General features: G+C 72.7%; 20 protein-coding genes. 3 read left to right on the top strand and 17 right to left on the bottom strand.

Translation table 11 applies throughout. From position 1 onward, the window contains the following. The first annotated feature begins 8 nt into the window (after positions 1-8). Complete coding sequence (locus FHS29_RS07350) at positions 9-1,334, top strand: acyl-CoA synthetase (RefSeq protein ID WP_184689460.1); 1,326 nt, start codon at positions 9-11, stop codon at positions 1,332-1,334. Then, positions 1,283-2,551 carry a carboxyl transferase domain-containing protein gene (locus FHS29_RS07345; protein WP_184690036.1) on the top strand — a complete coding sequence of 423 codons (1,269 nt, stop codon included), beginning with the start codon at positions 1,283-1,285 and terminating at the stop codon, positions 2,549-2,551. The genes FHS29_RS07350 and FHS29_RS07345 overlap by 52 nt, the downstream gene beginning before the upstream one ends. 72 nt (positions 2,552-2,623) lie before the next feature. On the opposite strand, the gene tsaE is transcribed toward FHS29_RS07345, so the two are convergent. The 5 genes from tsaE to glmS form a co-directional block, all read right to left on the bottom strand. Beyond that, positions 2,624-3,076 carry a tRNA (adenosine(37)-N6)-threonylcarbamoyltransferase complex ATPase subunit type 1 TsaE gene (tsaE, locus tag FHS29_RS07340; protein ID WP_376774392.1) on the bottom strand — a complete coding sequence of 151 codons (453 nt, stop codon included), beginning with the start codon at positions 3,074-3,076 and terminating at the stop codon, positions 2,624-2,626. Next, a complete protein-coding gene (locus FHS29_RS07335) occupies positions 3,073-4,173 on the bottom strand; it encodes an alpha/beta fold hydrolase (protein WP_184689457.1) in 1,101 nt (366 codons plus the stop codon). Before FHS29_RS07335 ends, tsaE begins: the two co-directional genes overlap by 4 nt. Next, positions 4,170-5,270: an alanine racemase gene (gene alr / locus FHS29_RS07330; protein WP_184689455.1), complete on the bottom strand. Its 1,101-nt coding sequence runs from the start codon at positions 5,268-5,270 to the stop codon at positions 4,170-4,172. Before alr ends, FHS29_RS07335 begins: the two co-directional genes overlap by 4 nt. Before the next feature lie 268 nt (positions 5,271-5,538). Continuing rightward, on the bottom strand, positions 5,539-6,939 hold the full coding sequence (locus FHS29_RS07325; protein WP_184689453.1) for an NAD(P)H-hydrate dehydratase: 1,401 nt from the start codon (positions 6,937-6,939) through the stop codon (positions 5,539-5,541). A gap of 50 nt (positions 6,940-6,989) precedes the next feature. Continuing rightward, on the bottom strand, positions 6,990-8,852 hold the full coding sequence (gene glmS / locus FHS29_RS07320; RefSeq protein WP_184689451.1) for a glutamine--fructose-6-phosphate transaminase (isomerizing): 1,863 nt from the start codon (positions 8,850-8,852) through the stop codon (positions 6,990-6,992). Positions 8,853-8,986: 134 nt separating this feature from the next. Here glmS and FHS29_RS07315 point away from each other — a divergent pair, with 134 nt between their 5' ends. Continuing rightward, positions 8,987-9,802, top strand: coding sequence for a dienelactone hydrolase family protein (locus tag FHS29_RS07315; RefSeq protein WP_184689449.1), 816 nt, complete (start codon positions 8,987-8,989; stop codon positions 9,800-9,802). 166 nt (positions 9,803-9,968) lie between these two features. On the opposite strand, the gene FHS29_RS07310 is transcribed toward FHS29_RS07315, so the two are convergent. From FHS29_RS07310 to FHS29_RS07255, 12 genes are all read right to left on the bottom strand, one after another. Beyond that, on the bottom strand, positions 9,969-10,433 hold the full coding sequence (locus FHS29_RS07310) for a hypothetical protein (RefSeq protein WP_184689447.1): 465 nt from the start codon (positions 10,431-10,433) through the stop codon (positions 9,969-9,971). Beyond that, positions 10,430-13,453 (bottom strand): WXG100 family type VII secretion target, encoded by a 3,024-nt coding sequence (locus FHS29_RS37610; protein ID WP_184689445.1) that lies wholly within the window; start codon positions 13,451-13,453, stop codon positions 10,430-10,432. Before FHS29_RS37610 ends, FHS29_RS07310 begins: the two co-directional genes overlap by 4 nt. Next, on the bottom strand, positions 13,453-13,755 hold the full coding sequence (locus FHS29_RS07300) for a hypothetical protein (RefSeq protein ID WP_184689443.1): 303 nt from the start codon (positions 13,753-13,755) through the stop codon (positions 13,453-13,455). Before FHS29_RS07300 ends, FHS29_RS37610 begins: the two co-directional genes overlap by 1 nt. A 164-nt stretch (positions 13,756-13,919) precedes the next feature. Then, positions 13,920-14,318 (bottom strand): hypothetical protein, encoded by a 399-nt coding sequence (locus tag FHS29_RS07295; protein WP_184689441.1) that lies wholly within the window; start codon positions 14,316-14,318, stop codon positions 13,920-13,922. A 24-nt stretch (positions 14,319-14,342) separates the two neighbouring features. Continuing rightward, positions 14,343-15,677 carry a phosphoglucosamine mutase gene (gene glmM / locus FHS29_RS07290; RefSeq protein WP_184690034.1) on the bottom strand — a complete coding sequence of 445 codons (1,335 nt, stop codon included), beginning with the start codon at positions 15,675-15,677 and terminating at the stop codon, positions 14,343-14,345. Between the two features lie 121 nt (positions 15,678-15,798). Then, on the bottom strand, positions 15,799-16,407 hold the full coding sequence (gene rpsI / locus FHS29_RS07285) for a 30S ribosomal protein S9 (protein ID WP_312864797.1): 609 nt from the start codon (positions 16,405-16,407) through the stop codon (positions 15,799-15,801). Between the two features lie 26 nt (positions 16,408-16,433). Next, complete coding sequence (rplM, locus tag FHS29_RS07280; RefSeq protein ID WP_184689439.1) at positions 16,434-16,877, bottom strand: 50S ribosomal protein L13; 444 nt, start codon at positions 16,875-16,877, stop codon at positions 16,434-16,436. 262 nt (positions 16,878-17,139) lie between these two features. After that, positions 17,140-17,427, bottom strand: coding sequence for a WXG100 family type VII secretion target (locus tag FHS29_RS07275; protein WP_184689437.1), 288 nt, complete (start codon positions 17,425-17,427; stop codon positions 17,140-17,142). Between the two features lie 82 nt (positions 17,428-17,509). Then, the gene (locus FHS29_RS07270) at positions 17,510-17,824 is read right to left on the bottom strand and encodes a WXG100 family type VII secretion target (RefSeq protein WP_184689435.1); all 315 of its coding nucleotides are present in this window, start codon (positions 17,822-17,824) and stop codon (positions 17,510-17,512) included. 157 nt (positions 17,825-17,981) lie between these two features. Then, entirely contained in the window at positions 17,982-18,404 is a 423-nt protein-coding gene (locus FHS29_RS07265) for a hypothetical protein (RefSeq protein ID WP_184689433.1), read from the bottom strand. Between the two features lie 20 nt (positions 18,405-18,424). Beyond that, positions 18,425-20,230, bottom strand: a complete 1,806-nt coding sequence (locus FHS29_RS07260; protein ID WP_184689431.1) for a type VII secretion-associated protein — start codon at positions 20,228-20,230, stop codon at positions 18,425-18,427. 257 nt (positions 20,231-20,487) lie between these two features. After that, complete coding sequence (locus FHS29_RS07255; RefSeq protein WP_184689429.1) at positions 20,488-23,256, bottom strand: AfsR/SARP family transcriptional regulator; 2,769 nt, start codon at positions 23,254-23,256, stop codon at positions 20,488-20,490. Positions 23,257-23,583 lie beyond the last annotated feature (327 nt).

The raw sequence follows: 23,583 nt of genomic DNA, 5'->3' as shown, positions 1-23,583 counted from the left end.
GTGGGCAGATGCTGCTGCCCGCCTTGGCGACGACGCCCGCGAAAGTGGCCCTGCGCTTCCCCGGCCACGAGCTGACCTACGCCGAACTGGCGTCACAGGCCAGTTCGGTGGCCTACGGGCTGGTGGGCAGCCGCCGGGTCGCGGTGTGGGCGCGGCCCGACGTCCGGACGTGCGTCGTGGTCGTGGGCGCACTGCTGGCGGGTGTGCCGGTGGTGCCGCTCAACCCCAAGCTCGGCGAGCGCGAACTCGACCACATCCTCACCGACAGCGCGCCTGATCTGGTGATCGACGATCTGCTGCCCGACGGTCCGCCGGTAGACCTTCCGGAGCCGGACGGCGAGGCCCCGGCGCTGATCGTCTACACGTCGGGCACCACCGGCCCGCCCAAGGGCGTGGTGCTGCCGCGCCGGGCGCTCGCGTCGAACCTGGACGCGCTCGCCGAGGCCTGGGAGTGGACCGCCGACGACGTGGTGGTGCACGGGCTGCCGCTGTTCCACGTGCACGGGCTGGGCGTCGGGGTGCTCGGGCCGTTGCGGCGCGGCGGCACGGTGCACCACCTCGGGTCGTTCAGCGTCGCCGCTGCCGCCGAGGCGCTGGAAACCGTTGGCACGATGATGTTCGGCGTGCCGACGATGTACCACCGGATCGCGGCCTCCCCCGAGCACGCGTCGGCGTTCGCGAAGGCCCGGCTGCTGGTCTCCGGCTCGGCTCCGCTGCCCGCGACGCTGCACGAACGACTCGAAGCGCTGACCGGCCAGCGGGTGGTCGAGCGGTACGGCATGACCGAGACGTTGATGAACACCAGCGTGCGCGCGTCGGGCGACCGCCGCCCCGGCACGGTCGGTCTGCCGCTGGCCGGCGTCGAGGTGCGGGTGGTCGGTGACGAGCCGGGCGAGATCGAGGTGCGCGGGCCGAACCTGTTCCTGGAGTACCTGAACCGGCCGGACGCCACCCGCGAGGCGTTCGTGGACGGCTGGTTCCGGACCGGCGACCTGGCCGTGGTCGAGCCCGACGGGTACCTGCGGATCGTGGGGCGGCGGACGACCGATCTGATCAAGAGCGGCGGGTACAAGATCGGCGCGGGCGAGGTCGAGAACGCGCTGCTGGAGCACCCCGGCGTGGCCGAGGTCGCGGTGACCGGCGAGCCGGACGAGGAACTCGGCGAACGCGTCGTCGCGTGGGTGGTGGCGACCGGGACCCCGTCCACGGCGCAGGAGTTGACCGACCACGTGGCCCGGCTGCTCACCCCGCACAAGCGGCCGAGGGTGGTCCGCTACGTGGAATCGCTGCCGCGCAACGACATGGGCAAGGTGCTGAAGCGGGAGCTGCGGTGAACCCGCTGGGCTGGCCGGGGTACGCGGCGCAGTTGGAGCGGGCGCGGGAGCGCACGGGCAGCGCGGAATCCGTTTCGTGGCGGCGCGACGAGGACGCGGTGGTCATCACGTTCGACTTCCGCTTCCTGGGCGGGTCGGTGGGCACGGCGACCGGTGCGCTGATCGAGGAGGCGTTCACCGACGCCTACGCGTACCGGTTGCCGGTGGTGTCCCTGATCGCCACCGGTGGCAGTCGGATGCAGGAGGGAATGCTGTCGCTGCGCCAACTCCAGCGGGTGGCACGGCTGTGCGCGGCGCACCGGGAGGCGGGGCTGCCGCACGTGTCGGTGCTGCGCGATCCGACGACCGGTGGTCTGTGGGCGTCGCTCGGCGCGAGTGCGGACGTGGTGGTCGCCGTGTCCGGCGCGCAGGTCGGTTTCGCCGGCAGCCGGGTGCGCCCCGACCCGAGGCCCGACCCGGCGTACACGGCGGAGGGCCAGTTCGCCGCCGGCACCGTGGACCTGGTGGTGTCGCCGGGTGAGGTGGACGCCACCGTGGCCCGCCTGCTGGACCTGCTGACCGGCGGCGACGCGGTGCACGCCGAGGTGCCGTACGCATTGGGCGCAGACGATCTGCCCACCGACGGTTGGAGCGCAGTCGGTCGCGCCCGCGCCGGTGATCGTCCGCGAGCCCCGGCCTACCTGGACGACTACTTCGACCACCGGATGCCGATCAGCGGTGACCGCGCGGGCGGGGTCGACCCCGGGATGCTGTGCGGGATCGGGAAGAGGGGCACCCGGTCCATCGCCTACGCGGCCCAGACCGGCACCGCGACGACCCCGGCGGGTTTCCGCACCGCGAGCCGGCTGATCCGACTGGCCGAACGCTTGGCGCTGCCGGTGCTGACCTTGGTGGACACCCCTGGCGCGGCCAACGACGCGGCGGCCGAGCGGGCCGGTGTCGGTGCGGCCATCGCGGAACTGTTCGGCGTGGTCGCGGAAGCGCGCGTGCCGATCACCACGCTGGTGGTCGGTGAAGGCGGATCCGGAGGGGCGCTGGCGCTGTCGTCGCCGGAGCACACGTGGATCACGCCGGACGCCTACTTCTCCGTGATCGCACCGGAGCTCGCGGCCGCGATCCTGAAGCGGGACGACGTGCGGGTGCTGGCCGACGAGCTGCACCTACGACCACAGGATTTGCTCGAACTCGGTGTGGTGAAGGGAATCGCCGAGCGGTGAACAAGCATCTCTCGATCGACCCAGGAGAAGCATGTCTCGGACGTGAGAGCGCTCTCACGCCCGAGAGGTGCGTCAGGCCGGCAGTTCGCGTTCGGCCCACGAGCCGTGGGGCAGCAGGTGGGCGGTGCGGACGTCGTCGTCGTGCCGTTCGAGCTTGATCAACAGATGATCTTCGGACAGACGTTCTGCCACCCCCTCGCCCCACTCGACGGCCACCACCGCGTCCACCAGGTCGGTGTCCAGGTCCAGGTCGTCCAGTTCGTCCAGGTGCCCGCCCAGCCGGTAGGCGTCGACGTGCACCAGCGGCACGCCGCGACCACCCGGCGCGGGCTCGTGGACGCGGGCGATGACGAAGGTCGGTGAACTCACCCGACCGTTGACGCCCAGACCGTCTGCCAGCCCACGGACCAGGGCCGTCTTGCCCGCGCCGAGCGGGCCGGCCAGCAGCAGCAGGTCACCGCCGCGCACCAGTCCACCCAGCCTGCGCCCGAACTCCTCGGTGTCCTCCACCTTCGGGAGGGTCACGCTCGTCGCCACCACCGCCTGCTTTCCTCCCGTTCGGCAACACTGCGCCGAACCAAGCCGACCAGGTGTCCGGTCACCAGGTCGGGCTGCTCCATCATCACCATGTGGCCCGCGCCGGCGACGCGGACCAGTTCGCCGTGCGGCATCTCCTCGGCCATCCGCTCGGCGTGCGAGAACGGCGTCAGCTTGTCCGCGTCGCCGCTGATCACCAGCACCTCGCAGTGCCGCAGCCCGGCCAGGGCCTTGTACCTGTTGTGCGTGCCGAGGGTCTCCAGGAACTCGGTGAGCACCTGCACCGTGGTGCCGCTGATCATCTTCTCCATCAGGTCGACCAGCGACGCGCTGACCTTCCGGTCGCCGAACGCCAGCGCCCGGATCCCGCTCCAGGTCAACGTGCCCGCCCGCCGCCGGACCCACTCCACGACGCCGGGCTGGAGCCCGGCCAACCGGCCGACGCCCATCGTCACCGGGTTGTAGCGGGACAGCACCGACTTCGGCAGCCCGGCCCCGCCGACCGCGCCCGCCGCCGTGCCGACCAGCGCGACCCCGCGCACCCGGTCCGCGAACAGCTCGGGCTGCTGCTCGGCCAACGCCATGATCGTCATGCCGCCCATGGAGTGCCCGACCAGCACCAACGGTCCCTCGGGCACGACCGCCCGGAGCACCGAGTCAAGGTCGCGGGCCAACTGCTCGATCGTGCTGCCCTCGGCGGCCGACCGCCCGGACCGCCCGTGGCCGCGCTGGTCGTAGAGCACCTGGCGGACCCCGGGTCCGGTCAGTCGGGCGAGGTCGCGGCGCTGGAAGTGCCAGCAGCGCCGGTCCAGTGCGAACCCGTGCACGAGCACCGCGGTCAGCTCCGGGTCGCCGCCGTCGGCCGGGTCGACCTCTTCGACCGACAGCGGCACGCCGTCGTCGGCCGCGACGGTCGACTCGCGGTTCGGGGTGAGCAGACCGAGTGGTTCGTCTGCCAGCGGATCGTCGGCAAGCCGATCGTTGGAGACCTTCTTCTGGTTGGCCGCGACGCCCACCGCCACACCGGTGGCGGCCGCACCCAGGATGCCGCCCGCCCAGCCGACGGCCTTCCACAGCGTGTTCACCGGTAGGTCCTGGTCACCCGGGGCCGGTACATCCCGGTGACGATCTCGTAGTCGATGGTCCCGGTGGTGTCGGCCCACTCGCGGGCCGTCGGCTCGCCGCTCGCGCCGGTCCCGAACAGCACCACCTCGTCCCCCTCCGCCACGTCGTCGTCCCCGCAGTCCACCACGACCTGGTCCATGCAGACCCGCCCCACCACCGGGCGACGCCGACCGGCGAGCCACACGTGCATCCGGTTGGAGAGGCTGCGCGGCACCCCGTCCGCGTACCCGACGGGCACGAGCGCCAGCGTCGACTCGCTCTTGGCGGTCCACGTGAGCCCGTAGGACACGGACTCGCCGGCCGCGATCCGCTTGGTGAGCGCGACGCAGGACCGGAACGTCATCACCGGCCGCAGGTCGAACGGCTGCGGGACGGGGTTCAGCCCGTACACCGCGATCCCCGGCCGGACCAGGTCGAAGTGCAGGTCGGGCCGGGTCAGCAGCGCGGCCGAGTTGGCGAGGTGCCGCAGCGGCGCCAAGCCGGCGGCGACCGCCTCGCGACAGGCGTCGTCGAACCGCTCGGCCTGGGCGTCCGTCGCGGGGTGGCCGGGTTCGTCGGCACAGGCCAGGTGCGACCACACCGCGTGCACCCGGACCTCGGGCGTGGCGGCGGCGTGCTCGACGAGGGCGGCCCACCGGTCCGGCGGACAGCCGTTGCGGGACAGCCCGGTGTCGATCTTGAGGTGGACGCGGGCCTGCCTGCCCGCCACCCGGGCGGCCGCGGCGACCTCGTCCAGCTGCCTGACCGACGACACCGAGAGGTCGACGTCGGCCGCGACGCCCGGCGCGTAGTCCGTCCCCGGCGGGTCCAGCCACGCCAGCACGGGCACCTTGATCCCGGCGTCCCGCAGCGCGAGGGCCTCGGCCAGCGAGCACGACCCCAGCCACGACGCCCCGGCTTCCACCGCCGCTCTGGCCACCTCCACCGCCCCGTGCCCGTAGCCGTCCGCCTTGACGACGACCATGGTCGCGGCGCGCGGCGCGAGGCCGGCGAGGAACGAGACGTTGTGCCGGAGGTTGTCGAGGTCGATCACGACCTCAGCACGAGGAGCAGCCATAACACCGTTCATGGTGACACAACGACCCGTCGTGCCCAGCCGGCAGGCTGTGTGTCGGGGGCCGCTCACCCGGCTATGTCGTACCCCTCTGGCAGGCTTGGTCCCAGGGGCGCTCGGACCGGGAGTGTCGGTGGGCTGTGGGACGCTGAGCGGTCGGTCGCCGGGTCGCCGGGTCGCAGGGTCGTTGGGTCGTTGGGGAGCGGCTGGGACGGAGCAGCGGGTCGCCGCGGGGTGGCCGGAGGCCGGACCGCCACGGATGGTCGCGTCGCTACGGCACGGTCAGCGGACGGACGGCGCGGATGGCGTCGGGGATGGCGTTGAGCAGTGCCGAGGCCGGGATGGGGGCTCCGTCCGCAGCCAGTTCGGCGGCCAGCACGTGCACCTTGGCGGCGCAGCCCGCGGCGAGCAGCGGATCCAGGCCGGCGGCCAGCAGGGAGCCGATGAGGCCGGACAGGACATCGCCCGAACCGGCCGTGGAGGCCCAGGACGTCCGCGCCCGGTTCACCAGCACCCGCCCGTCCGGAGCGGCGATCACGGTGGCGTGGCCCTTGAGCAGGACCACGGCGTCGAACCGGTCGGCGGCGCGTTTCGCGGCTGCCACCCGGTCGTCGCCCACCTCGCCGACCAGGCGTTCGTACTCGCGGTCGTGCGGGGTGAGGACCACCGGGGTGTCGGGGTCGCGGGCGTCCCAGAGGTCGGGGTTGTTGGCGAGCATGGTGATCGCGTCGGCGTCCGCGCAGACCGGGACGCCGGCGTCCAGCACCGTGCGCAGGACTTCCTCCGCACCCAGCCCGGTGCCCAGGCCCGGCCCCGCCACCCATGCCTGCACGCGCCCGGCGTCGGTGATGGAGCCGGTGCAGATGGCTTCCGGCCAGCGGGCGCGCACGTCCTCGGCGGCGGCACCGGCGTAGCGGACCATGCCGGACGTCGCGAGCAGCGCCGCGCCGGTCGCCAGGACGGCGGCGCCCGGGTAGGTCGCCGATCCCGCCGCCACCCCGGTCACGCCCTGGGTGTACTTGTCGTCGGTCGGACCCGGCACCGGCCAGGCCGCGCCGACGTCCGACACCTCCAGCTCCACCAGGTCCGGCCCTGCCAGCTCCGGCGTCAGGCCGATGTCGACCAGGCGGACGTCACCGCAGTCGGCCAGCGCGTGGACGGGCTTCAGGCAGCCGAACGTGACCGTCACGGCCGCGTGCACCGCCGGCCCGTGCACGGCACCGGTGTCCGGGTCGAGGCCGCTCGGGGAGTCGACGGCCAGGACCGGCGCGTCCAGGTGCGCCACGTGCTCGGCCGCGTCAGGACGCAGCGGGCCCCGGCCGGACAGCCCCACGATGCCGTCGATCACCAGGTCGACGTCCGTCAGGCGGTCGACGACCCGGCCGCCGGCCTTGCGGAACGCGGCGAGGCCCTCGGCGTGGGCGCGGGGCGGGTCCAGCAGCACCGCCGAGACCGCGACGCCCCGCCGGCGCAGGTAGTAGCCGGCCCACAGGGCGTCGCCGCCGTTGTTGCCCGCGCCCACCAGGAGGCCGATCCGGCGCCCCGCCGACACCTCCAGCGCCACGGTCGCCACGCCGAACGCCGCCCGCCGCATCAGCGATCCGGCGGGCACCCTCGCCAGCACCCGGTCCTCGGCCGCTCTCACCCGCGCAGTGGTCCACAGTCCCCGCATAGCGCGACAGCCTGCCTCCTCCACTCGTCCGGCGCACCGCCGGAGGGGGTCTACTCGACCGTGACGGACTTGGCGAGGTTGCGCGGCTTGTCCACGTCGTAGCCCCGGCTGCGGGCGATCTCCGCGGCCAGCACCTGGAGCGGCACGGTCGAGATCAACGGCTGGAGCAGCGTCGGCACGGCCGGCACCTCGATCAGGTGGTCGGCGAACGGGCGCACGGTCTCGTCGCCCTCCTCCGCGATCACGATGGTCCGCGCGCCCCGCGCCTGGATCTCGCTGATGTTCGACACCAGCTTCGAGTGCAGGACCGCCCGGCCCTTCGGCGACGGCATGACGACGACCACCGGCAGGCCCTCCTCGATCAGCGCGATCGGGCCGTGCTTCAGCTCGCCGGCCGCGAAGCCCTCGGCGTGCATGTACGCCAGTTCCTTCAGCTTCAGCGCGCCTTCCAGGGCCACCGGGTAGCCGACGTGCCTGCCCAGGAACAGCACGGCCTTCGAGTCGGCCAGGTCGCGGCCCAGCGCGCGCACCCGCTCGACCGTGCCGAGCACCCGCTGCACGGCGTCCGGCATGGCCTCCAGCTCGTGGAACTCGCGGGCCACCTCGTCCGGGTACTTGGTGCCCCGTGCCTGCGCCAGCGCCAGGCCCACCAGGTAGTTCGCCGCGATCTGCGCCAGGAACGCCTTGGTCGACGCGACGCCGATCTCCGGGCCGGCGTGCGTGTAGAGCACGGCGTCGGACTCGCGGGGGATCTGCGCGCCGTTGGTGTTGCACACCGCCAGGACCCGGGCCTTCTGGGCACGGGCGTGCCGCACGGCTTCCAGCGTGTCGGCCGTCTCGCCGGACTGCGACACGGCCACCACCAGCGTGTCCCGGTCCAGCACGGGGTCGCGGTAGCGGAACTCGGAGGCCAGCTCGACCTCCACCGGCAGGCGCGTCCAGTGCTCGATGGCGTACTTCGCGACCAGGCCCGAGTGGTACGCCGAGCCGCACGCCACCACGAACACCTTGTCCACGTCCCGCAGGTCCTGGTCGGACAGCCGCTGCTCGTCCAGCACGATCCGGCCGTCGCGGAAGTGGCCGCGCAGCGTGTTCGCCAGCGCCTCGGGCTGCTCCTCGATCTCCTTGAGCATGAAGTACTCGTGGCCGCCCTTCTCGGCGGCCGACAGGTCCCAGTTCACCGTGAACGGCGTGGCGTCGGCGGTCCCGCCGTCGAAGTCGGTGACCGCGTAGCCGGACCGGTCGATCACCACGACCTGGTCCTGGCCGAGTTCGACGGCCTCGCGGGTGTGCTCGATGAACGCCGACACGTCGGACGCGACGAACGTCTCGCCTTCGCCGACACCCACCACCAGCGGGGACGACCGGCGGGCGGCGACCACCGTGTCCGGCTCGTCGGCGTGCGTGACCACCAGGGTGAACGCGCCTTCCAGGCGGCGGACCACGCAACGCACGCTGGCCGCCAGGTCGCCCTTGGTGTCGCCTTCGGCGTACGCGAACGCGATGAGGTGGGCGGTGGTCTCGGTGTCGGTGTCGCTGCTCATCTCGACGCCGCGGCCTTCGAGCTCGGCGCGCAGCGCGGCGAAGTTCTCGATGATCCCGTTGTGCACCACGGCGACCCGGCCGGTCGCGTCGCGGTGCGGATGGGAGTTGCGGTCGACGGGCGCGCCGTGGGTGGCCCAGCGGGTGTGGCCCATGCCGGCGGTGCCCGCGAACGCCTCGCGGCCCACCTCGTCCAGCCGGTCCTCCAGGTTGGTCAGCCGACCGGCCTTGCGCTCCACGGCGAGGCCGCCGTCGCCGTCGAGCACGGCGACGCCCGCCGAGTCGTAGCCCCGGTACTCCAGCCGCCGCAGCCCGTCGAGCACGACGTCCAGCGCCGGGCGATGGCCCACGTATCCCACGATTCCGCACACGCCGCACAGCGTAACCAGACCAGCGGCATCCCCCTAAAGGGCCACTTCACGACGTTTGCGCAGGTCAGCGTCGCAAGTGGTGTAGACCAATCGTGGCGTGCGGGGCAGCACCTCGATCGACTACCGTTCACGCGGTGAGCGGCTACTCGGCGAAGCAGGTGCTCGACCAGCTCAGCAAGCCCGGCGGGCACCCCGTGCTGCGCGGCGACCTGGCCCTGGTCGGACTGCCCGGCCTGGTCTACACCCCGGCGATCGGACTCGGCCTGCCCGCGGTGGCGTTCGGGCACGGCTGGTTGCAGCCGGTCGAGCGCTACCGGGCCCTGCTGCGGCACCTCGCGTCGTGGGGCATCGTCGCCGCCGCGCCCGGCACCCAGCGCGGACCGCTGATGTCGTCCCGGCTGCTCGCCGGCAACCTGCGGACCACGCTGGACATCTGCACCGGGGTGCGGCTCGGCGACGGCGGGATCAGCGTCGACGCGGAGCGGCTCGCCTTGGCCGGGCACTCGATGGGCGGTGGCGCGGCGGTGCTCGCCGCGGCCGACGACGAGCGGGTGCGGGCCGTGGTGACGTTGGCCGCATCCGAGACGCGACCGTCCGCGCTGGACGCCGCGCGGCGAATCGGCGTGCCGGGGCTGCACCTGGCGGCCGGCGAGGACCGGATCGCGCCGCCGGTCGGGCACGCCGAGGCGATCGCGGAGGCGTGGCAGGGACCGGTGCAGCTGCGGCTGCTGCCGAAGACGAGCCACCTCGGGTTCGCCGAGGGGCGGCACTGGAGCGAGTTGCTGCTCGACGGCAAGGGCGAGCGGGCCGCGCAGAAGCTGGCCAGGGCGCTGGTGACGGCGTTCCTGCTGCGGGTCCTCACCGGCGAGAAGAAGTGGGACGTCCTGCTGGAGAACGACGTGAAGGGCGCGGGCCTGCTCTTCCAGCGCGCGGCACTGGCCCGGAGCTGACCGGAGTATCGCCCGCCGCACCCGCCCGACAGCGGCGTGGGCGCCTGCTCGACGCACGATCCCGACCCTGGCGCTTCACGCGAGCAGGGCTGAACTGCCCGGAGAACCGAACGGCCCCTGCGTCCCGTAGGACGCAGGGGCCGTCGTGCACCTCGAGCGGGCCGGTTCAGGTGAGCCAGCTCTGGCTGCCGAAATCGTCGTCGTCGTCCACCGGAGCGGGCCTGCGCGGTGCGGGGCGCACCGGGGGCGGCGGAGGCGGCGGCGGTGCCACCGGGGGCGGCGGCGGAGGTGTGACCGGGGTCGCCGGGGGGCCGGCGACCCAGCCCGTGCCGGGGGCCGCTGTTTCATAGGTCGGCTCGTCGTCCTCGGTCCCGAAGCGGAACTCGCCGCTCTTCTTCTCCGTCGCCGCGGTGGTGCCCCAGCCGCCGGCCGCCTTCTGGCGCTTGCCGGCCTCCTGGATGCGCTCGATCGTCTTCTCCGCGACGGCCGCCTGCTTGTCCAGGCTCTGACCCGCCTTGTCCCGGGCCTCGCGGGAACGGCGCTCGCGCAGCTCCCGGCGGTCGGCGTGCTCGCGGGAGATCTCGTCCATGCGGCTCTTCGCCGCCGCCAGCCGGTCGGACGCGACGCTCATCGGCCCTCCTCGCCCAGCACGCCTTGCACGCGGCTGAGGCTCACATCGTCGTCGAACAGCGAACCGGTGGTGCGCCACTGGCTGGGGCTGCGCTCGCTGTCCTCGCCACCGCCGCCCTGCTGGCCGCCGCCCGCCATCCCGCCGCCCATGGGCATTCCGCCGCCCATCATGCCGCCACCCACCGGTGAGCCGGCCTGCTGGCCGTGCGCGTCCTGCATGGACGGCAGGCTCGCGGAACCCGCCTGGCCCGCGTTGGCGGCGTTGGTGTCGGCCGCGAGGCCCTGGTCGGCGCTGCCGGACGGGCTGCTCCACGTGCTGTCCGAACCGGACGGGCTGCCGCCCAGCACCGAGTCCGCGCCGTTGAAGCCGCCCGAGCCGCCGAACACCGACGCACCCGAGGTGCTGGTGGTGCCGCTCGACTCGGCGGACGTCACCGGGGCGAAGCCCTGGTCGAACTGGCCGCCGAACTGCTGGCCGCCGAACTGCTGGCCGGTGAACTGGGGACCGCCGGCCGGACTCGACCCGGGCTGGAACTGCGAGGGCTCGGTGAAGCCGGGAGCGAAGCCGCCACCGGCCACCGGACCGCCGACCACCGCACCGCCACCGCCCGCACCGCCACCGCCACCGCCACCGCCGGGAGCGAAGCCGCTGTTGTCGTGCGCCGGCATGGTGGTGAACGCCGGTTCGCCCACGCTCGGCGCGAAGCCGCCACCGACCGCCGGACCGCCGGCGACCGCACCGCTGTCAGGCGCGAAGCCACCGCCACCGCCGGCGACCGCACCGCCGCCGGGTGCGGAACCCGCGCCCGCCGGCTCGGTCGCGCCGGGAGCGAAGCCGGCGTCCGCGGCGGCAGGTTCGGTGAAGCCGGGAGCGAAGCCGGCGTCCGCCGCGGCGGGCTCGGTGAAGGCGGGAGCGAAGCCCTGGTCCGGCAGCGGTTCCGCGCGGCCGAACGCGGGCTCCGGCTGACCGGTCGACGGCTCGCCCTCGGCGGGCATCGTGGTGACCGGGTCGTCGAGCCTCGGGTCGGCGTCGGCGGGCAGCGGCACCACGTCGTCCATGCCCGGGATGCCCGGCGTGCCCTCGTCGGCCTTGTCCTCGCCGAACTCGACGCCGTACTCCTCCGGCGTGCCGTCGCCGTTGTCCACGGTCAGGTTGATCTCGCCGGTCAGCGGGTCGACCTCGGCGGTGATCGCCAGGCCGTCCAGCTCGATCAGGGCCTTGCCGTCGGCACCGGCCTCGACCGGGATCGCGCCGCCCTCGGCACCGCCGCCCGCGCCGACCACCGCGCCGGGGGCACCGGGCGCGCCGGGCGTGGTCGGGGCACCGGGCACCGCGCCGGGCGTGCCGGCGGTCGCGCCCGCCAACGCCGTGGCCAGCGCCGCCCCGCCGTTCTGGCCGGTCAACGCCTTGAGCGCGTCGGGGTTGTTGCTGAAGTCGACGTCGTAGGTCTTCGGCTCGCTGGTCGGCGTGTCGACGGTGATCTGCACGTGGCCGTTCTCGTCCGGCTCGGTGATCTTGATCTCGTTGTCGCCGCTCTTGATGGTGACGGTCTCGGGCTCCTCCTCGCCCTTCAGGCCGTCCGGCTTGCCGTCGCCGTCCTTGTCGTCCGGCTTCCCGTCGCCGTCCAGGTCGTCCGGCTTGCCGTCGCCGTCGGTGTCACCGGGGATCTTGACGTCGTCCGGCTTGCCGTCGCCGTCCTTGTCCAGCGGGTTCTCCGGCTTCGGCATCTCCGGGACGGACGGCATCCCGCCGCCACCACCGGAACCCGAACCACCGCCACCGGTGCCGGTCCCGCCGCCACCGCCGGTGCCCTTGCCGTCGCCGCCCTTCCCGTCACCCTTGCCGTCGCCGCCCTTGTCGTCGCCACCCTTGTCGTCGGCGGGCGCGGGGAACGGGTTCTCGAACCCGGCCATGTAGGACGCGAGGGTCTCCCACTTCGCGTCGACGGAGGTCTTGGTGTCCGCGCAGCAGCTCTTGAACTGCTCGTACAGGCCCCAGAACTCGACGTTGAACGACTGCTGGATCCACCGCTTGCACTGGTTGATCGCGTACTCTTTGTTCTCGTCGTTCAGCTCGCAGTCGTCGTCGTTGAGGCGGTCGGCGATGTTGCTGCCGGGCACCACCGAGTCGACCCAGCCCGCGATCTCGCGCACCCGGTCCTTGGAGTAGTCGCCCTCGCCGCGCGCGAACGAGACGACCTTCTCCGCCATGTACGTGTCGGCCTTGGCGATCCGCTCCCGGTACATGTCCAGGACCTCGTCGGCCTTGGCCTTGACCAGCTGGTACACCCCGGCCACGGCGGTGCGGGTCAGGTCGGCCGCACCGTTGAGGCCGTCGCCCAGCTCGGTGATCTTCGGCACGATCTGGTCGGTGTAGTGCTCGTACGACTTGGTGGCGGCCTTGCCCTCCCACTCGCCGTACAGCGTCTTCAGCTTCCCGTCGACGTCGGACTTCATCTCGTCGATCTTGGACTTCGCGGTGCTGAACTCGTCCGCTTCCATCAGCAGCTTCTGGAAGTTCATCCCGCGCTGCTCGTTGTACGGCGTCTGGATCTGCCCGCCGAAGTCCAGGTTGGACGTGCTGCCGAGGCAGTCGCCGGGCCGGTTGTTCCAGACCGGCATGAACTTCTCGAACACCTTCAGGCCCGCCTGGCCCGCGTCGAGCAGCTCGTCGGAGGTCTTCGTGCCCGAACCGGACGCGGTCGGCGGCTGCTTGCCGTCCAGCGACTGGTGGCCCTTCTCGACGGCCTTGGTCTGCTCGCGGCTGTTGTAGCCCTTGGTGTCGCTCTCCGCCTTGGCCTCGTCCAGCCGGTCCTGGAGGTTGTCGCCGCGGCCGGCGTGGTCGCCCCAGTTCCAGAAGCTGGACGTGTCGTAGCGGTCCTTGTACTTGTCGGCGCCGTCCGGGATGTCCCACGGCGGGGTGGCGGAGACGTAGGCGTGCATCAAGTCCGCCTTCTTGTCCTCCGACACGTTCGGGTCGTCGAGGACCGCCTGCACGTCTTTCCAGCTCGGGTTGGCCATCAGTACTGGTTCCCCACGTTGCTCGCGTTGGTGGACTCGACGTCACCGTAGGTACCGGCGCCGGAGGCGATCTTGCCCGCGAACCCGGCGAGCGTGCCGGACATGTTCGCGATGCCCTTGCCGAAGTTCTCGATCCCGGTCTTGTACTTCTGGAAGTGCTGTTTGTGCGCTTCCCCGAAATCGCGGTCGACCGTTTCGGTCTGACCCACCTTCTGCAAGTCGTCCGCGGTGTCCTTCGCGGCGTCGGAAATGCCCTTCGAGGCTTTTTGCATGGCCTCGGTACTGGTGTTGTAACCCGCCACGGGCTCCGCTCCCCTCCGTGGCGCGACGGCCACGACCCTCAAACCGAACTCGTCCGTACGACGCGACGCTCCGGTGCCCGGTTCCCATCGTGGCAGCCGACGGGGCCTCCGGACGGCCTTTCAGAGCTGGTCCTTGCAGGTGTAAACGCCGACCCCCGGAGGGGTCACCCCTGCCGCGGGGGCCGGCCGGGTCCGGGCGGCGGCTGGGGCGGGAAGTAGCCCTGCGGAGGGCTCTGCGGAGCACTTGGGGGCGGCGCCTGCCCCGACTGCCCTTGGCCCGGATGCCCTTGGCCAGGGTGGATTTGACCAGGGTGCACTTGACCGGGGTGGATTTGACCCGGCTGCCCTTGGCTCGACTGGCCGTGACCCGGTTGGCCCTGGCCCGGCTGCCCGTACCCGGGCTGGGGGAACTGCCCGTGCCGGTCGGACGGCCCGTAGGGGTTCTGCGGCGGGTACGGCGGTCGGGCGTTGCCCTTGTTCCTCTTGACCAGCACCACGATCACCACCACGACCGCGATGACGACCAGCGCGATCCCCGCGAGCGGGATGACCCCCACACCCATGGCACTACCCCCGACCGGTGAGTATCAGCCCACCGAGGAAACCACACCCGCGAGCCGGCGCGCGGCGGACTCCGCCAGTTCGTGGGTGGCCGCCTCCACCATCACCCGGACCAGCTGCTCGGTGCCCGACGGGCGCAGCAGGACGCGGCCGGTGTCGCCCAGCTCCTCGGTGACGGCGGCCACCGCGTCGTTGACCGTCGCGTCGCGCGCCACCGCCGCCTTGTCCCCGACCACCACGTTGATCAGCACCTGCGGCAGCCGGTTCATCACGCCCGCCAGCTCGGCCAGCGACCGGCCGGTCTCCGCCATCCGGGACATCAGCCGCAGCGCGGTGAGCAGGCCGTCGCCGGTCGTCGCGTGCGCGGGCAGCACCACGTGCCCGGACTGCTCGCCGCCCAACGCGAAACCGCCGGCGTGCAGCTCCTCCAGCACGTACCTGTCGCCCACGGCGGTGGTGCGCAGCGTCACACCGTGCTCGCGCATCGCCAGGTGCAGGCCGAGGTTGCTCATCACGGTCGCGACCAGGGTGTCGTCGGTCAGCTCGCCGGCGTCCTTCATGGCCAGCGCGATGACCGCCATGATCTGGTCGCCGTCGACCTCGTTGCCGTCCGCGTCCACGGCCAGGCAGCGGTCCGCGTCGCCGTCGTGCGCGATGCCCAGGTCCGCCCGGTGCTCCAGCACGGCGGCGCGCACCAGGTCCAGGTGGGTGGAGCCGCAGCCGTCGTTGATGTTCAGCCCGTCCGGCACGGCGTGGATCTCGACCACCTCGGCCCCGGCCCGCCGGTAGGCGTCCGGCGCGGCCACCGAGGCGGCGCCGTTGGCGCAGTCCACGACCACCTTCAGGCCGTCCAGGCGGTGCGGCGTCACCTTCAGCAGGTGCTGCACGTACTGGCCCTCGGCGTCCTCGATGTCGCGCACCCGGCCGATGCCCGCACCGGTCGGCCGGTGATGCGGCTCACCCATCTTGCGCTCGATCTCGTCCTCGACCGCGTCCGGCAGCTTGTGCCCGCCCGCGCCGAACAGCTTCACGCCGTTGTCGGGCATCGGGTTGTGCGAGGCGGAGATCATCACGCCCATGTCCGCGCCCAGCGTCGCCACCAGGTACGCCACCGCCGGCGTGGGCAGCACGCCCGCGCGCAGCACGTCCGCGCCGGACGCGGTCAGCCCGGCCACCACGGCGGCCTCCAGCATCTCGCCGCTGGCCCGCGGGTCGCGGCCGACCACGGCGACCGGGCGGTGCGAGCGGTCGTGCTCGGCCAGCACGCGCGCGGCCGAGGCGGCCACCGACAGCGCGAGCTCCGGAGTCAGGTCGGCGTTCGCCAGACCACGTACGCCGTCAGTGCCGAACAGCCGAGCCATGATCGCCGTGACCTCCGTGATGAACCGCACAACTTCGGGCGTAAAGCACTGCGGGAGCAGCAGTTCGACAAGAACTGGCTGCTCCCGCAGGGTGTTGCTGAAATGCGACCGACCGCGAGGGTCAGCGCTTGCTGTACTGAGGCGCCTTGCGGGCCTTCTTCAGGCCGTACTTCTTGCGCTCCTTGACCCGCGGGTCACGGGTGAGGAAGCCGGCCTTCTTCAGCGCCGGGCGGTCCTCGGAGTCCACCGCGATCAGCGCGCGGGCGATGGCCAGGCGCAGCGCGCCGGCCTGCCCGGTGGTGCCGCCGCCGTGCAGGATCGCGATGACGTCGAACGTCTCCGGCTTCTCCAGCGTGACCAGGGGCTCGCGGATGAGCTGCTGGTGCACCTTGTTCGGGAAGTACGCCTCCAGCGTCTTGCCGTTCAAGGTGAACTTGCCGGTGCCGGGCAGCAGGCGCACCCGGACGATGGCCTGCTTGCGGCGGCCGACGGTCTGCGCCAGGTGGTGCGCGCCCGCGCTGAGCACGGGGCGGACGACGGGCGCGGGAGCGGGCTCGGCCGCTTCGTCGGAGTCGGAGTCGGACTCGGCGCCCGCCTCGACCGGGGCGTCGGCGTCGGCCTCGACGGCCTCCGCCTCGACCTCGGCGGTCTCCACCTCGGGGGTTTCGACCTCGGCGGACTCGGCGACGTCGGCCTCGACCGCGTCGACCTCGGCCTCAGGGGTGGTCACGTCGTTTTCCTCGGTGTTCGGCTCGGTCACTGCGCGACCTTCTTGATCTCGAACGGCTGCGGCTGCTGCGCCGCGTGCGGGTGGGTCGGGCCCGTGTAGACCTTGAGCTTGCCGGCGATCACGCGGCCGAGGCGGTTCTTGGGCAGCATGCCCTTGATCGCCTTCTCGACCAGCCGGTCGGCACGGGTGTCGAGCACCTCGCCGAACGACTTCTGACGCAGGCCGCCGGGGTGGCCGGAGTGCCGGTACACGAACTCCTGGTCGCGCTTCTTGCCGGTCAGCGCCACCTTGTCCGCGTTGATGATGACGACGAAGTCGCCGGTGTCAACGTGGGGGGCGTAAGTCGGCTTGTGCTTGCCGCGCAGCAGCGTCGCGGCCTGGGTGGCGAGCCGACCGAGCACCACGTCCTGGGCGTCGATCACGTGCCAGGCTCGGGTCACCTCGCCGGGCTTCGGGCTGTACGTGCGCACGGGTCTACCTCGTCGTCACTTGCGTCTGGGGTCATTGCGGCGGCTTGCTCAGGCCAGACACCCCAGGTGGGCAGGTGGACCAGAACACGAGGCACGCAAGGGCGCACCGGGTACCGCACAACAACGTAGGAAGATACCGGTTGGGTCGTGGCCGGGTCAAAACGGCCCCCGCCAACCGGGCCGGGCGGGCTCGCGGAACACGTACGCGGGCCCCGGAGACCAGTGTGGTCCCGGGGCCCGCGAGGTCACGCGGTGGAGCTGTTCACCAACGCGCGGTGTTCTTGGACTCCGCGGCGGAGTAGGCGTCGTTCGCCGAGGCGACGGCGGTACCGATGGCGGCGAGGACCTGCTGGATGTCCGCGGCCGAGTCGTCCCACTTCTTCTGGATGACCTGGTAGGCCTCGGACGTGCCACCTTCCCACTGGGCGATGACGGGCGCGAGGCGGCCCTTCAGGTCGTCCAGCTGGGACTGCACCTGGTTGGCCTGGCTGCTGATTTCCGAGGCGGCGGCACCGAGGGCGCCGAAGCTGACCTGGATCTGGTCGTTCATGATCTCCCCTTGGAGGTTAAGTCACATTTCGACGAGCGATTACCGCAAAGCGGTGGGGCGAGCGGAGAAAAACGCCGGACTATCAGCTGCCGCCGAGGCGGCCCATGATGGTGGACATTTCCTGCGCCTGCTCCTCTTCCTGCTGCACGTAGGTCTGCGTGCTGCCGCTGATCTGCTCGGCGATGCCGACCAGGGCCTCCTGCAGCTTCGCCGCGTCGTCGTTGAACCGGGCCATGAGGGCCGTGAACGCGTCCGCCGCCGTACCCTTCCAGGCGCCGCTGACCGTGTCGATCGTGTTGCGGAGCTGGTTCAGGATGGTCTGCACGCTGTCGTTCGTGTTCATGACGTCCTCGGCGGCCCTGACGAGCTCCGGAACACCGGTTGCGTAACCAGTCATTGGGTGTAACCCCCTAAGTCGGCGAGATCAGGCCCCGTACGGCCCTGCTCGGTTCGTACGCCTCTTCCGACGCAGACCCTGCCACGGTCGGTTCCACGCTGTCGCGGCTTCTTCCCAAGTAGTTGCGCTAGTAAACGCAAACGGGCCGCCGGCGACTTCAGTAGAGGATTCGCGCTTGCGAAAAGTCCTCGTCATCATCCCTGTCGGGGGGAAGTTGGCCACTCGGACCGGCCACCGCGCGAGAACCGAGCACGGGCGGCGGTGACGCGGAATTTGCATTCGCGTCCGTTCGCTTCTGCGATTCTTCGGGCGCGAGCAGTTCCGCGCCGGTCGGCAGCCGCTCCACCGGCAGCCCGTGCCGCTCGCGGAAGCCGGTGGCGACCCGCTGGACGTCGCCGGGGGTGGGCGCGTGCCGGCCCGGCTCGACCCGGCGGTCGCGGGCCTCCTCGGCGAGTTCCCGGTTGCGGTCGCGCCGGGCGGCGTTCTTCGCGCCGGCCGCGGCGGCGGCCCGGCGGCCTCTGGTCACGGCGGCGTCCAGGTCCGAGCGGAACCGGGCGAAGGCCTCCGGGATGCCGGTCATCAGTCGTCCCCTGTGAAGTCTCAGTTGGTCACGGTCAACGTGCGCACCACCTGCTCGCACGCCGGGCGGACCCGGCCCTCCCCGGACGGGGGGTACTGGCAGCCGACGCTGACCTGCGCGTCACCCTGGAACAGCACGTACCAGTCGATGGTGGCCGAACCCGCCTGTTCCCGGTAGTAGACGACATCCTTGCCGCCGAAGTCCGCGGAAGCGTCGAAACCGGACAGTCCCTCGCCCTTGTCGTACTCGGCGCGCAGTTGGGTCTCGGCCCGCCGGCGGTCCGCGGTCGAGTCGTAGGTGAGCTTCTGCTCGGTCACCGTGATGACGTCGTCGCCCGACTCCGGCGCCTCCGGCTTGAGGAACACCTGCCGGGTCTCCGCGTTGCCGCCGCTCTGCGCCCAGCCGGCCGGCTGGGTGAAGCTGTAGTCGTACTGGGCGATGGTCTTGCCCGCCGGCGTGCTCGACGTGGTGGGCCCGGCCTGCCCGCCGTCGCCCAGGGTCAGCGCGTACGCCACCGAGCCGCCGACGACCACGGCCACCGCGATCGCCACGCCGACGAGCAGCGGCGTGCGGTTCTTCGGTGGCGCCGGCAGCGGGTGCGGCGTCGGGTGGGGCGTCGGCGGCGGGGGGAAGTACGCGGGCTGCGGGAAGCCGCCCGGCGGCGACGGGGTGGCCGTGATGCGGCGGGTCAGCTTGCGGGTCGAGTCGTCGGTGATCTTGTGCGTCACGCCGCCCTGGTCGGGCAGCGCCCCGGTGCGCAGCGGGTCCGCGTTCACCGCGCGCAGCGCGCCCCGGGCCACCACGGTCTCCGGCTGGTCGATGCTGGTCGGCACCACGCCGGTCTGCTCCAGCACCAGCCGGGCGACCAGCGGGATCCGGCTGGAACCGCCGACCAGGAACACGCCGGCCAGCCCGCGCGGGACCTGCCCGGCGTCCCGCACGGCGGTGGCGAGCAGCGCCGCCGCCCGGTTCAGCGGCGCGGTGATCAGCGACTCCAGGTCGGTCCGGGTCACGTGGGCGTCCGGGAACGGCGGCGGCATCGGCACGTCGGTGTAGGAGTGCCGGGACAGCGTCTCCTTCGCGCCCCGCACGTCCTGCCGCAGCACCCGGCGCTTGCGCCGGTCGGCCATCTCCCGGCCCTCGACGAGCTGCCGCCACGCCTCCGGGTCGCCGGGCGAGACCAGCGAGCCGACGTGCTCCAGCAGCGCCTGGTCGACGTCCGCGCCGCCGAACGTCGGGTCGCCCTTGGTGGCCAGCACCCGGAACGCGCCGCCCTGCCGGGTCACCACGCTGGCGTCCACGGTGCCGCCGCCCAGGTCGAGCACGGCCAGCGCGGCGCCCTCCGGGATGGCGTGGGTGGCGGAGTGGAACACCGCCGCCGCCACCGGTTCGGGCACCAGCCGCAGGTCCTGGCCCAGGCCGCGGGCGGCCTGGAGCAGCACCCTGGTGCGGATCGCGCCCCAGTCGGCGGGGTGGGTGAGCACCAGCAGGTCGACCGGCGCGCCGCCCGCCACGTGCCGGGCCTCGGTGACCACCCTGGTCAGCACGGCCCGCACCACGTCGACGACCTTCAGCACGCTCGTGCCCAGCAGCAGCTCGCCCTCGTCCACCCGGCGCTTGGGGTGCGGCTCGTACCGGGACGGGTCGACCGCGGCCTGCCGTTCCGCCTCCTGGCCGACGAACAGCGTGCCGTCCGGCGCGGCGTACACCGCGGACGGCAGGATCGGCTGGCCGTCCACCACGACCACCTGCGGCTCCCGGCCGTTGACCGAGATGGCGACGCAGGTGCTGGACGTGCCGAAGTCGACCGCCACGCGCAAGGTCATCGGTCATCCCCTCGTCTGCCGGGGTCGGCGTGCCCGCATATGCATACCGGATGATGCCTCCGGCGGAGACCCGACCTCGGCCCGCCACCGGTGCCACCTGCGGTAACCAGCCTGCGCGGACACGTCGGCGGGTCGGCGACGGGTCGGTGTCCGGCACTCGCGGGGTGCAGGTCGCGCGGCCGGGGACCGGGGTGCGCGCCGAGTTCGCCGGGCCACCGCCGGCGGCCCAGGGAAGTCGGATCCGACCGTCGGCACGTTCATCCGGTCGACACCTGGACCGGGGCGTGCGCCAGCAGCCGCACCCCCAGCTCGCGCGTCTCCGGCGCGTCCAGCTCCTTGAAGATGGCCAACGCCGCGCGCCAGTGCTGGCACGCCCCCGTCACATCGCCCGAACCGTCCAGCACGTCACCCAGCCACGCGAGCGCGAGCGCCTCGTTGTGCCGGTCGGACAACGAGCGGCTCAGCTCCAGCGCGCGCTCCAGGGCGTCCGTCGCGGCGGCGGTACGACCCAGCTCGTGGTGGAGCCGCCCCAGGTTGGCCAGGTTGATGCCCACCGAGTACAGGTCGTCGTTGTCCAGGTTCAGCCGCAGCGCCTGCTCCAGGCACTCGACGGCCCGCTCCCGCTCGCCCAGCGCCCGGTGCACCGTCGCCAGGGTGTCCATCAGCACCGCCTCGCCGGTGCGCACCTCCTGCGCCCGGCAGATCTCCAGCGCCCTGGTCAGGCAGTCCAGCGCCAGGTCGGCGCGGCCCACCGCGTTGTAGGCCATGCCGAGGTTGTTCAGCGCGATCCGGGTGTTGCGCGGGTCCTCCGCCCGCTCGCCGAGCGCGAGCGCGCCGGTCAGGTGCCCGATGGCCTCGTCGAACCGGCCGAGCCGGCCGAACACCACGCCCAGGTTGTTCATCGCACCGGACTCGGCGGCCAGGTCGCCCAGGTGCCGCGCGGCGACCATCGCGCTGTCGCACAGCCGGATGGTGTCCGACTGCCGGTACCGGAGGTTCAGGAACAGCCACATGTTCGTGCTCAGCGCCGGCAGGTACCGCCACCAGCCCCGGTGGAACGCGTCCCAGGCCGCCGGCAGCAGGTTGTGGCACTCCACGTCGAACCAGTGCACGGCCTCGTCGAACGAGCCGAACTCCAGCGGTCGCACCCCGTCCAGCAGTTCCACGGTCAGCGGCCTGATGTCCTGCCTGAGCCACCGGTTCGCGCCGAACGCGGTGTGCAGGAACCAGTTCAGCAGCCGCTCCACGGCGGCGTCCCGGTCGGGTTCGGCTTCCTCGGCCGCCGCCAGCTCCGCCGCGTACCGGCGCAGCAGGTCGTAGGTGGTGTACCGGCCGGGGTGCTGCTCGAACAGCAGGTGGGCGCGGGTCAGCTCGGCCAGCGCGGCCGCCGCTTCCGGCACCGGCACGCCCGCCAGCGCCGCGGCGGCGGGCACCGACGTGTCGACCGCCGTGCTCAGCCCGATCAGCCGGAACAGCCTGGCCGCCGCCGGGCCGAGGAACCGGTGCGACCAGGAGAACACGTTGCGCACGCCGGCGTCCGGGTCGCCCGCGTCCAGGTAGTCCAGCCGGTGCCGGCCGTCGGCCAGCTCGGCGGCCATGCCGCGCAGCGCGAAGTGCGGGTTGATGGCGGCCCGGGCGGCGACGATGGCCAGCGCCAGCGGCAGGCCGGCGCAGTGCTCCACCAGTTCGGCGGTGGCCGCGGGGTCGGCCGACACCCGGTCCTCGCCGAGTCGGCGGGTCAGCAGCGCGGTGCTCTCGACCGGGTCGAGCATGGCCAGCGGCACCGGGTGGGCGCCCTCGTTCGCGACCAGCCCGGCCAGCCGGTCGCGACTGGTGACGATCACGAAGCAGCGCGAGTCGCCGGGCAGCAGCGGGCGCACCTGCTCGGCGTCCCGCGCGTTGTCCAGCACGATCAGCACCGCGCGTTCTTCGAGAATTCTCCGGTACAGCGCGACCTGTTTGTCGAAACTCGCCGGAATGGCCTCCGGTGACACCTCGAACGCGTCCAGGAAGGTGCGCACCGCCTCGGCGGGCGGCACCGGTTCACCGGTCGGGTCGAAACCGCGCAGGTTCAGGTAGAGCCGCCCGCCCGGGAAGTGCTCCGCCACCTCGTTCGCCCAGTACACGGCCAGCGTGGTCTTGCCGACACCGGCCGTTCCGGCGATCGTCACGACCCGCGGCGCGCCTTTGCGGTGGCCGACCTTCGGGAGCTGTGCGGTCAATTCCGCCAATTCGGTGGAACGGCCCACGAAATGCGGGTTGCGGGCGGGCAGCATCCGCGGCACGGAGCATTCCGTGACCGCCTGCCGGGGTTTGGCCAGACTCGGGTTCGCGATCAGGATGTGCTCGTGCAGCTCCCGCAGCGCCGGGCCGGGCTCGACCCCGAGCTCGGCGTCCAGCAGCTCGCGGACCTCCCGGTACGCGGCCAGCGCGTCGGCCTGCCGGCCCGAGCGGTAGAGGGCGAGCATCAGCTGGCCCCAGAACCGTTCCCGCAACGGGTGGTCGCGGGTCAGCTCGCGCAGCTCGGCGACCAGCTCCACCGCCCGCCCGGCCGCCAGGTCGGCGTCCACCCGCTGCTCCAGCACGCCGAGCCGGTCCTCCAGCAGCGGCGCGATCGCGCTCGCGTGCACCGCGTCCGACTTCACGTCCGGCAGCGGCGCACCGCGCCACAGGTCCAGCGCCTCGTGGTAGCGGCCCGCCGCCGTCAGCGCCCGGTAGCGGTGCAGGTCGAGCCGGTCGGGGTGCACGTCGAGCAGGTAGCCGCCGGACGCGGCGCGGACCGCGTCCGGCTCGCCGAGCGCCTGCCGCAGCCGGGTCACCACCATGTGCAGGGTGGCCCGCGCGCGGCTCGGGTTCGGCGCGCCCGACTCCCACAGGATCTCCACCAGCTCGTCCACCGGGACGACCTTGTTGGCCCGCAGCAGCAGCACCGCCAGCAGGGTGCGCACCTTGCCCGAGGGGAACCGGACCGGCTCGCCGTCCCGCCGGACCTCCAGCGGTCCCAGCACGCTGAACTCCATCGTCATCGCACACCCCCGGGACCGGTCGCCGGGGCAGGTCCGGCGGGCGGCAGGGGCTCCCGTCCGCCGACCCGCACGCGCGGCGGACCGGGGAACCCGAACTGGACAGACACGAACAACTCCAACCAGGTGAGTCCGCTGTGAGCCGAATGTGAGCCGACTCGCGCAGAGTGGACGTCGTTCACCACCGCTCCCAGGAGCCACGCGCCGGCGAATCGGTTCGAGGGGGGTCCGCCGGCCGACAGGTCCGCGTGTCGCAGTCAGGGGGGCCGATACGCGGACCGGCTCGCGGTGGTGGCGCCGCCGCCGCAGGTGCTCTCGACGCTCCCCCAT

It is taken from the genome of Saccharothrix tamanrassetensis (genome assembly GCF_014203665.1).
Classification (GTDB): domain Bacteria; phylum Actinomycetota; class Actinomycetes; order Mycobacteriales; family Pseudonocardiaceae; genus Actinosynnema; species Actinosynnema tamanrassetense.
Note: the sequence above shows the minus strand (reverse complement) of the source record. Positions and strands in the feature narration are given on the sequence as shown.

Excerpts from the sequence above, each read along its gene's own strand:
- FHS29_RS07350 (WP_184689460.1), top strand. The coding sequence starts at position 9 with ATGCTGCTGCCCGCCTTGGCGACGACGCCCGCGAAAGTGGCCCTGCGC.
- alr (WP_184689455.1), bottom strand. The coding sequence starts at position 5,270 with ATGGCTGCTCCTCGTGCTGAGGTCGTGATCGACCTCGACAACCTCCGG.
- FHS29_RS07325 (WP_184689453.1), bottom strand. The coding sequence starts at position 6,939 with ATGCGGGGACTGTGGACCACTGCGCGGGTGAGAGCGGCCGAGGACCGG.
- FHS29_RS07310 (WP_184689447.1), bottom strand. The coding sequence starts at position 10,433 with ATGAGCGTCGCGTCCGACCGGCTGGCGGCGGCGAAGAGCCGCATGGAC.
- FHS29_RS37610 (WP_184689445.1), bottom strand. The coding sequence starts at position 13,453 with ATGGCCAACCCGAGCTGGAAAGACGTGCAGGCGGTCCTCGACGACCCG.
- FHS29_RS07295 (WP_184689441.1), bottom strand. The coding sequence starts at position 14,318 with ATGGGTGTGGGGGTCATCCCGCTCGCGGGGATCGCGCTGGTCGTCATC.
- glmM (WP_184690034.1), bottom strand. The coding sequence starts at position 15,677 with ATGGCTCGGCTGTTCGGCACTGACGGCGTACGTGGTCTGGCGAACGCC.
- FHS29_RS07275 (WP_184689437.1), bottom strand. The coding sequence starts at position 17,427 with ATGAACGACCAGATCCAGGTCAGCTTCGGCGCCCTCGGTGCCGCCGCC.
- FHS29_RS07270 (WP_184689435.1), bottom strand. The coding sequence starts at position 17,824 with ATGACTGGTTACGCAACCGGTGTTCCGGAGCTCGTCAGGGCCGCCGAG.
- FHS29_RS07265 (WP_184689433.1), bottom strand. The coding sequence starts at position 18,404 with ATGACCGGCATCCCGGAGGCCTTCGCCCGGTTCCGCTCGGACCTGGAC.
- FHS29_RS07260 (WP_184689431.1), bottom strand. The coding sequence starts at position 20,230 with ATGACCTTGCGCGTGGCGGTCGACTTCGGCACGTCCAGCACCTGCGTC.
- FHS29_RS07255 (WP_184689429.1), bottom strand. The coding sequence starts at position 23,256 with ATGACGATGGAGTTCAGCGTGCTGGGACCGCTGGAGGTCCGGCGGGAC.